Raw genomic sequence first — 9,758 nt, forward strand, 5'->3', positions numbered from 1 at the left:
AGATGACCGCTTATGATCCACGCTGATTTGCCAACAAAGAACCCGATTGCACGTGCCGCACTTAGGCGGCGTGTGCAGTTGGTGATTGCTGTTCTTTGCCTCGTGGTCATGTCGCTTAGCGGATATGCCGCTTTGAACGCGTATTTCACCGCCGAAAAAACCCGCGAAACGCCGCAACGCGCGCAGTTCTTTGCGGACGCGATCGATAGCGCGCTGACGCGGCTTGCCCATTTGCCTTACGTTTTGTCGATCGATCCAGGCACGTTGGACGCATTGCAAACCAACGATGTTGCAGCGCTGAACCCCACACTTGCCGCCGTAGCACAGCGATCCGGGGCCGAATTCGTGTTCTTGATGGACATAAACGGTCGCACTATTGCATCGTCGAACTATGCCGATGCTAACAGTCTAGTAGGTCGCTATTACACGTTCCGTCCTTACTTCAGATCGGCAATTCAGGGCCAGCAAGGGCGGTTCTACGCAGTTGGTGTCACGACAGGCCGCCCCGGCTATTTTATCGCTGAACCTGTCCGCGATGCTACGGGCACGATTTTTGGTGTGGTCGTGGTCAAGGTGCCCTTTCGTGACCTAAGCCGCGCAATCGTCGAAAGTGGTGAATTGATCCTTGTGACGAACGCCCAAGGCGTCGTTCTAGCAGCGTCAGAGGAAGGGTTTGTGTATGGCCTGATTTCGCCGATATCGGAATTCGACCGCGCGACATTGGAACAACAGCAGCAATTCGGTAGCCAAGAGCTCACGCCGCTCGATTGGACCGAAGAAAGCCGCGGGCGCGCGACGGTTTCGGATGTGTCCTATTTGCTGACCCGCACCGGCTTGCGCGAAGAAGACTGGACGCTGCATTTGTTGTCTGACGTCGCCGATATCCGGCGTCAGGCGCTCTTGTTTGTGGCCATTGCACTGACGGCATTGCTATCATTGATTATCGCGGCGGCACTGTTTCGGGCCGCACAATTGCGTCGCGCACTTGCGATTTCTAACGCTGATCGCCAACGGCTCGAAACAGAAATACACGACCGCCGCATGGCAGAGGCAAATCTGGACAAAGCCCGCTCTGAACTGGCCCGCAAGAACCAGTTGGCGGCCCTTGGGCAGTTGTCGGCATCGATCACGCATGAGTTGGGGCAGCCAATTTCAGCGATGAAAAACTATCTTGCCGCCGAAGAAATTGCCGTTGATGCGCGGCCCGGTAGTTTGTCGCCGCAACTGACAGGGCTCGTCGATCGGATGCAGCGTATTGTCGATCAACTTCGGCTATTCGGGCGCAGCGACCCTGCGCAGAATGATCAGTTCGTTGTTCAAGATGCGGTCCGGACTGCCGTGAGCCTTGTGCAACATACTGCGGATGCGGCTGGTGCCACGATCACCTTGGATTTGGCGCAATCACCCATGCGGACGCGGGGGCAGGCGACGCGGTTTGAACAAGTCGTTGTAAACCTGCTGCGCAATGCGATTGATGCGGTTGCAGACCTGCCGGATCGCGCGGTCGTGCTGCGTCTGATTGACGCCGACGATGTCGTGATCGAGGTCGCAGATACCGGCCCCGGCCTTGGCGCGCTTGATATGGACGATCTTAAAGAGCCGTTCTTTAGTACGAAGCCATCCGGCGTGGGCATGGGGCTTGGTCTTGCGATTTCAGCGCAGATCATCAATGAGATGGACGGAACGCTTGATGCCCGTACTGCTGAAACTGGCGGTGCAGTCTTTCGCATCAGCCTGCCAAAGGTGACATGACCCATGCCTGAAACCTATACCGCCTTTGTTATTGATGACGATAGCGAGATGCGCAATTCACTGGGCGTGCTGTTGGAACGGTCCGGCTGGCAAGTCTCGCGGTTTTCAGGCGCGCAGGCGGCGCTTGAACGGCTTGAGGTTGCGGCGCCTGATGTCGTTTTGTCCGATGTGCGGATGCCCGGGATGACCGGTCTTGATCTGCTGGAACATATGCAAGATGCCCGCACGCCGCCCTTGGTTCTGATCTCGGCGCATGGGGATATCCCGATGGCCGTCGATGCGATTCAAAAGGGTGCGTATTCGTTTCTGGAAAAACCGTTCGAGCCGCGTCGTTTGTTGACGATCCTGCGCCATGCTGCGGAAAAACATCGCCTGCTGATCTCGGCGCGACGGATGCGCGCACAGCTTGTTGAGCTTTCGGGTCTGGACCGCGTTTTGCTGGGCAGCAGTCCACGGGTGGCGCAACTCAAGGCGGACGCGATTGATCTGGCTATGACAAATGGTCCGGTTCTTATCACGGGTGAAACGGGAACGGGCAAAGAGGTTGTCGCCCGCGCCCTGCACCGTCTTGGCCCGCGTAGCGACAATGCATTCGTCGCGATCAACTGTGCGACCTTAACCGAAGAACGGTTGGAAGAGCAGGTTTTTGGAAACTCTGACGGTCAGCGCGGTGCATTTCGCCGTGCCGATGGCGGTACTTTGTTTCTGGACGAAGTTGGCACCGCCCCGCTTGCCGTGCAAGTCAAGTTGCTGCGCGCGCTTGAAACGGGTGATATTCAGCCCGTCGGTTCTGACGAAGACGTGCAAACGGATGTGCGGATTATCGCGGCATCAAACGAAGATCTAACTGGCAAAGTTGCGAGCGGTACGTTTCGCGAGGATTTCCTGTTTCGCTTGAATACGTTCCAATTACACCTGCCCCGCTTGCTCGAGCGTGGCGATGATATTGTGCTGTTGTTCGAACACTTCGTCGCCCAGATGTCAGAGACCTATGAAATCTCACCGCCTGATATGACGGCTGATGATGCGGCTGCATTGTTGGCGCATGACTGGCCCGGCAACGTGCGCGAGTTGCGCCATGTCGCGGAACGCCGGGTACTGGCGGCCCGTCGAGGTGACGGATCAGTTGCTGCAGCTTTGCGCAACGAGAACCCAAGCGAGGATGTGCCCGCGACCCTGCGCGAAGCCGTCGCGCGATTTGAACGCACTTTGATTGGTCAGGCCGTGCGCAGTCATAATGGCCGGATGGAGGCCGTCGCCGAGGCATTGGGGATCGGGCGTCGCACATTGAATGAAAAGATCGTCAAGCTGGGTTTGGACAAGTCTGAACTGTTGGATTGACCTAACTGCGGAAATCCGCAGAGATGTTTGCGCCGATACTGCGGATTGCTTCATATCGCGACCAATCCCGCAGGCGTACTAGTGCAATCAGCATCCTTAATGGATCATTTTTGGGAGGAAACCATGAAACACTTTAAAACAGCAATCGTTGCCGCAAGCATCGCAATGACAGGTGTCAGTGCGCAAGCCGAAGACGCGAACTACATTTTGGCCACAGCTTCAACTGGCGGAACATACTATCCGGTTGGCGTTGCACTTGCGACTTTGGTCAAAGTTAAGCTTGAGCCAAGCCAAGGTATTGGCATGTCTGCCATCAGCTCTGCTGGTTCGGGCGAAAACGTGCGTTTGATCCGCGAAGGTGAAGCGCAGTTTGGCATTATGCAGGGACTTTACGGTTACTACGCTGCATCCGGAACGGGTCCATTGGCAGAAGTCGGTCCACAAGAGAACTTGCGCTCTGTCACGATGCTTTGGCAGAATGTTGAGCATTTCTTGGTGTCATCCGATGTAGCTGGTGATGGCACAATCAGCGCAATGGCTGACCTGAAAGGCGAGGCGATGGCGCTTGGTAGCCAGAACTCTGGTACGATCGGGTCGAACCGGACTGTGCTCAGCGGCTTTGGTATCGACATTGATACAGACTATGAACTGGTGTTTGGTGGCTACGGTCCATCGGCTGAAGCCTTGCAAAACGGTCAGGTCAAAGGGATCGGTACGCCTGCTGGTGTGCCCGTCGGTGCCGTTAGCCAGTTGATGGCAACCGCAGGTGACGGCGTTACACTGCTGGCATTTACGGATGCACAGATCGCTACGGCTGATGCCGGTCGCGGTCTTTGGACGCCGTACACAATTCCTGCCGGGACGTATCCTGGTCAGGCCGCTGACGTGCAAACGATCGCTCAGCCGAACTTTTTGGCCACAAGCGCTGATTTGCCAACAGAGCATGTCTACGAGCTGACAAAAGCGATCTACGAGAACTTGCCGTTCTTGCAAGCCATCCACCCTGCGACCAAGGTGATGGCGATCGAGAATGCGATCGCTGGCCTGCCTTTGCCGCTGCACTCTGGTGCGCTGCAGTACTATCAAGAGGTTGGTGTCGACGTTCCTGCGCGTCTGATCGCACAGTAACACGCTAATATCGAAACCGGCCCCCGTGAAAACGCGGGGCCGGTTTTGCATTCTGGGGGGAAGACGATGGCAGACGAACAAGAAATAGACACAGGCGCCTTGCGCACCTTTACGGGCATTCCGAACATGATTTTGTCGGTCGCTTGTTTCTTGATTGCGATTGGTCACCTTTATGTGGCGTTTGATCCGATCCTGTCCGAGCTTGAACGCAACGCTTACCACTTTGCTGGTTTTGCGGCCCTTGCCGCGGTGCTTTACCCGATGTGGAAAGGCAAATCCGGCAAACGCGCACCGGTTTTGTTGGATGCGATGATTGGACTGACAGTGGCTGTTGCGGCCGTCTGGTTAGCACAGGCCGAGAACGCGATCTATGATCGAGGCGTCAAGTTTTCGACACCCGATTGGATCGCGGCTGCGATCTGCATCATGGGCGCAATTGAACTGACCCGCCGCGTTGCTGGTGTGATCATCCCCGGATTAATCATCATTGCACTGTCGTATATAGTCTTTTGGGGTCAATATGTCGGCGGCATTTTCTCTTTTCCCGGTTTAAGCCTTGAGACTGTCGCGTTCCGCTCGATTTACGGTGATGATGCGATGTTCGGCACGATTGCACGGATTTCGTCGACCTTTGTTTTTCTGTTCATCATCTTCGGTGCATTCCTGTTGCGCTCGGGCGCTGGTGAATTTGTCATCAATTTGGCCCGCGCCGTTGCTGGTCGCATGGTGGGTGGTCCCGGTATCGTCGCGGTCATTGCATCTGGATTAACAGGTACGATTTCAGGCTCTGCCGTGGCGAACACCGCATCGACTGGCGTCATTACGATCCCATTGATGAAACGTGCTGGTTTTGCTCCTAAATTTGCAGGCGGCGTTGAAGCTGCGGCATCCACGGGTGGCCAACTTATGCCGCCGATTATGGGTGCGGGCGCGTTTGTGATGGCAAGCTTTACGCAGATACCCTACGAACACATCGTAGCTGTCGCAGCCCTGCCTGCTTTGCTCTATTTCCTATCTGTTGCGTTTTTTGTCCGCATTGAGGCACGCCGCAACAACCTGCCGCCGATGCCCGATGAGGGGCAAACTCTTGGGTCGGCATTCAAAGAAGGCGGCGCGAGCTTCTTCATTCCGATCACCACATTGATTTTCCTTTTGGTCTCCGGTTTTACCCCAACCTATGCGGCTGTTTTCGGCATTTGCGCTGTGATTGCGTCTAGCTGGCTGACCAAGAACCCGATGGGCCCGCGCGCTGTGTTCGAGGCTTTCGTGATGGGGACCAAGGCGATGGTGTTGACCGCCGTTTTGCTATGCTCTGTCGGATTGATCGTGAACGTGATCGCCACCGCAGGGATCGGAAACACCTTTAGCTTGATGATCGCGGCTTGGTCTGGCGGCAATGTTTTGATCGCTTTGGTTCTGATCGCATTAGCTAGCCTTGTGTTGGGTATGGGCCTGCCAGTGACTGCCGCGTATATCGTTTTGGCGACACTTTCTGCCCCAGCGCTTTCAGGGATGATTTCAGACCAGTTCGTAATCGAGCAACTGGCGATGGGAGCGTTGCCAGATGCAGCTAAAGCCGTGTTGATGTTCGGGGTCCCAGAACAGGCCGCTTTGTTGGCGGGCGAAGTCACCCGTGCAGAGGCCACGGAATTGATCCGCAGCTTGCCGCTGGAAATCGCGGCACCATTGCGGGACTTGGTTGTTCCTCAGTCGGTGGCAATGTCTGCATTGTTGTCCGCGCATATGATCATCTTTTGGCTATCTCAGGACAGTAACGTCACCCCGCCTGTGGCCTTAGCCGCGTTCACGGCCGCCGCAATCGCCAAAGCACCGGCAATGGCGACGGGCGTCGCAAGCTGGAAGCTGGCAAAGGGTCTTTATATCGTACCAGTCTTGTTTGCTTACACACCATTCCTGTCTGGCAACTGGCCCGAGATGATTCTGGTCTTTGTCTTTGCTGTATTTGGTGTCTATGCCATTGCCGCAGCTTTGCAGGGCTGTATGGAAAAGCGCTTTGGGCCTGTGATGCGCATGCTTGCTTTTGCTGCCGGTGTAGCTGCACTTTGGCCTTCAATCCTGATTTTGAATGTTCTGGGCGTTGCGGCAACGATCGGACTGTTGGTGTGGAACATCAAATTCGGGATCACGCCAAAGACTTCACCAGTGCTTCCTGACGCCATCTAAGGCAAAGCCCCGCGGGCGCGTTCGAAGGGCTTGCGCTACATTGTATGCCATTGTATGCCAACGTCAGATTATGGCGCTGTTTCGCGCTGTGTAAACGATTCCAAACGAGGCCAATCACATGTCAGACCAGAACCTGCCCGATATCATCTATACAAAAACCGACGAAGCCCCGCAGTTGGCATCTGCGTCTTTGTTGCCAATTCTGCGCAAGTTCCTGTCTGCCGCAGATATCAGTATTGGCACGAAAGATATCTCGCTTGCTGGCCGTATCTTGGCGGTTTTTCCTGAAAACCTGACCGACGAACAACGCGTGCCAGACGATCTGGCGCTTTTGGGCGGCGTCGTCAAAGACGCCAGCGCCAATGTGATCAAACTGCCAAACGTGTCCGCATCTGTGCCGCAATTGGTAGCTGCCGTGCAAGAATTGCAAAGCCAAGGCTACAACATCCCCGACTATCCCGAGGCGCCTCAAAGCGACGCAGAGGTCGAGGCGCGCAAGCGTTATGACGCAATCAAGGGCTCTGCCGTGAACCCGGTGCTGCGCGAAGGTAACTCTGATCGCCGCGCACCTTCTTCGGTCAAAGCCTATGCACGCGCGAACCCGCACCGCATGGGCAAATGGTCCGCCGACAGCAAAACACGCGTGTCGACAATGGGTGCCAATGACTTTTTCTCGAACGAGACGTCTGTCACCCTGTCTGACGCCCAAGCCGATGGTCCATTGCGTATTGAGCTAACCGGCGCCGACGGGTCCGTTACGACGTTGAAAGACGGCCTTTCGATGCCTGCGGGCACCATTGTTGATGCAACATTCCTGTCTGTCAAAGCGCTCAAGGCGTTTTTCCAAGAACAGATTTCTGCGACCAAAGACCAAGGCACGCTGTTTTCGCTGCACATGAAGGCTACCATGATGAAGGTTTCTGACCCCATCATCTTTGGTCACGCGGTTGTCGCCTATTTGCAGCCTGTCTTTGACAAGTATGCCGATGATTTCGCCGCGGCAGGTATCAGCCCGAATGCGGGTTTCGGATCGCTTTTCGCAGCCATTGACGCGATGCCAAACGGTGCTGCTATCCGCGCTGAAATTGACACGCTGCTTGGTGAACGCCCGCCACTTTACATGGTGAACTCTGATCGCGGGATCACAAACCTGCATGTCCCGTCCGATGTCATTATTGATGCATCCATGCCTGCGGTTATCCGCGCTGGCGGCAAAGGTTGGGGCCCGGATGGCAACGAAGGCGATACGAATTGCGTGATCCCGGACAGTTCTTACGCCCCCGTTTATGACGCTTCTGTGGAATTCTGCAAAGCCAACGGCGCACTTGATCCGGTCACATCGGGTACTGTGCAAAACGTCGGTTTGATGGCCCAGAAAGCTGAAGAATACGGATCTCACCCGACCACATTCGAGATATCGCAAAGTGGTACGGTCCGCGTGATCGCAGCGAACGGCGACGTGCTGCACACACACGCGGTAGAAGCGGGCGACATCTGGCGCATGGCTTCTGCCCGTCGCGCACCGATTGAAAACTGGATTCAACTGGCAATCGACCGGATGGCCACGACCGGATATGAGACGATCTTTTGGCTTGATCGCAACCGCGCCCACGATGCGCAGCTGTTGGCCTATGTCGAACTGGCGTTGGCCAAGGCGGGCCTGACCAACAAGGTCAAGATTATGGCCCCCCGCGAGGCGACTACACGGTCGTTCGAGGTGATTTATGCAGGTGACAATACTATTGCCGTTACAGGCAACGTGCTGCGCGACTATCTGACGGACCTGTTCCCGATCTTGGAAGTCGGCACATCGGCTAAGATGTTGTCGGTTGTGAAACTGATGGAAGGCGGTGGTTTGTTTGAAACCGGCGCTGGTGGTTCTGCGCCCAAGCATGTTGAGCAGCTGGTTGAGGAAAACCATTTGCGCTGGGATTCACTTGGTGAATTTTGCGCCTTGGCAGAGAGCCTGCGTTTCCTTGCGGCATCTCAAGGCAAGCCTGTCGCGCATGTTCTGGGCGAGACTGTTGATACAGCCACTGAAAAACTCCTGTCCGAAGGTCATTCGCCACAGCGCAAAGTGGGCCAACCTGACAACCGCGACAGCCACTATTGGTTCGCTCGTTTCTGGGCCGAAGCATTGGCCACGCAAACACAAGACGCTGAACTAGCGGCGCTTTATGCGCCACTGGCGGCACAGCTTGCAGCGAATGAAGCCGCAATTCTGGCCGAAATGTCTGCCGCTCGCGGCACGTCGGTGGACCTGAAAGGGTACTACCACCCATCCGACGATTTAGCGTCGGCAGCAATGCGTCCGTCCGCGACTTTGAATGCCCTGATTGGGTAAATGATAGGGAGAGGCAGGCAATTGCCAGCCTCTCCCGAACCACACATTTTTTAGCGCCAACCAGCCACGCGGCAACCGGCTTGTCCGAAAGCCGACCTGCGATGGCTTTGCTGCGCTTTGCGCCATTATCCAAGCATATGACGCTACGTCTGTAGTGCGGGCCAAAGTTGGCCTGATTACCACTTGGTTTAAGGACCAGTTAGCGATCGGCATCTTGGACGATCTTCTAAAATTTCTGTTATCCGTTTGTTTTTAAACAATAAATTTAAATTCGCAGACGATATAGCAGCCCGATGCTGGACTGCCAAAAGACGCCCTAGCTGTGAAATTTTCCCACCATAATTCACAACTAGGGCCAATGCAGAACATGTTTATGACTTATTTGACCGACAGTAAGCCGGCAAAGGGCAGAGTGTGTTTTCCGCTATGCCGAGGTCGATTGCTAAGCTATGCGTTTCGATACGTGAAAGCGTCGGTTTAATGGGATTGTTTGTTGTGAAGGTCTTTTGGTCTATGAATGTGTTGAATAGTTTGTCTCGGGCGAAGTCTGTTGGTAAAAACGGGATCGCCTTGTCTCGTACAGGAACAAGGCGGCATTTCGCCAGTATCGCAACTAAATACTTCATTGCGGCGATGTTTCTTGCCTTCACTGGTGCTCTATCTTCAGCGGAGGCGCAAACGGGCCCGACATGGGACTGGGCGGTTCAGGTTGACGATGAAGTTGATGGCATCGCGTATGATCCTTCTCCTGCCGGCACAGTCGTTCGCGTGTTGGTCACTGTCCAAAACGATAGTGTAAACAACGCGCCAGCGACAACGTTGTCGTTCGAGGTTCCACAATCTACCGTGCCTGGTTCGGTTTCATTGGTTGGTACCAGCAGCAATGGTGCAAATCTTGCGATATCAGGTTGTACGCCTGGATTGCCCGTATTGGGCGGAACGACCGTAACTTGTGTCGTTCCTTCTATCCCGGGCAAGGCCGGCTTTGACGACGATCCACTAGAAGCGC

6 protein-coding genes are annotated in these 9,758 nt (G+C 55.2%); all 6 read left to right on the forward strand.

Going from position 1 to position 9,758, the window contains the following annotated elements; all coding sequences use genetic code 11:
* The first annotated feature begins 12 nt into the window (after nt 1-12).
* A complete protein-coding gene (locus tag QZ197_RS02830) occupies nt 13-1,752 on the forward strand; it encodes an ATP-binding protein (protein ID WP_296429841.1) in 1,740 nt (579 codons plus the stop codon).
* A 3-nt stretch (nt 1,753-1,755) separates the two neighbouring features.
* On the forward strand, nt 1,756-3,093 hold the full coding sequence (locus tag QZ197_RS02835) for a sigma-54 dependent transcriptional regulator (protein ID WP_296429843.1): 1,338 nt from the start codon (nt 1,756-1,758) through the stop codon (nt 3,091-3,093).
* A gap of 123 nt (nt 3,094-3,216) precedes the next feature.
* The gene (locus tag QZ197_RS02840) at nt 3,217-4,221 is read left to right on the forward strand and encodes a TAXI family TRAP transporter solute-binding subunit (protein ID WP_296429845.1); all 1,005 of its coding nucleotides are present in this window, start codon (nt 3,217-3,219) and stop codon (nt 4,219-4,221) included.
* 66 nt (nt 4,222-4,287) lie between these two features.
* A complete protein-coding gene (locus tag QZ197_RS02845) occupies nt 4,288-6,405 on the forward strand; it encodes a TRAP transporter fused permease subunit (RefSeq protein WP_296429846.1) in 2,118 nt (705 codons plus the stop codon).
* A gap of 118 nt (nt 6,406-6,523) precedes the next feature.
* Nucleotides 6,524-8,749, forward strand: coding sequence for an NADP-dependent isocitrate dehydrogenase (locus tag QZ197_RS02850; RefSeq protein WP_296429849.1), 2,226 nt, complete (start codon nt 6,524-6,526; stop codon nt 8,747-8,749).
* A 480-nt stretch (nt 8,750-9,229) separates the two neighbouring features.
* On the forward strand, nt 9,230-9,758 hold a 529-nt coding region (locus QZ197_RS02855), incomplete at its 3' end, for a hypothetical protein (RefSeq protein ID WP_296429851.1).

The sequence above is a fragment of the Yoonia sp. genome (assembly GCF_017854415.1).
GTDB lineage: Bacteria > Pseudomonadota > Alphaproteobacteria > Rhodobacterales > Rhodobacteraceae > Yoonia.

What these genes read in the sequence shown, in the direction of transcription:
- QZ197_RS02830 (WP_296429841.1), top strand. Translation starts at nt 13, where the DNA reads ATGATCCACGCTGATTTGCCAACAAAGAACCCGATTGCACGTGCCGCA.
- QZ197_RS02835 (WP_296429843.1), top strand. Translation starts at nt 1,756, where the DNA reads ATGCCTGAAACCTATACCGCCTTTGTTATTGATGACGATAGCGAGATG.
- QZ197_RS02840 (WP_296429845.1), top strand. Translation starts at nt 3,217, where the DNA reads ATGAAACACTTTAAAACAGCAATCGTTGCCGCAAGCATCGCAATGACA.
- QZ197_RS02845 (WP_296429846.1), top strand. Translation starts at nt 4,288, where the DNA reads ATGGCAGACGAACAAGAAATAGACACAGGCGCCTTGCGCACCTTTACG.
- QZ197_RS02850 (WP_296429849.1), top strand. Translation starts at nt 6,524, where the DNA reads ATGTCAGACCAGAACCTGCCCGATATCATCTATACAAAAACCGACGAA.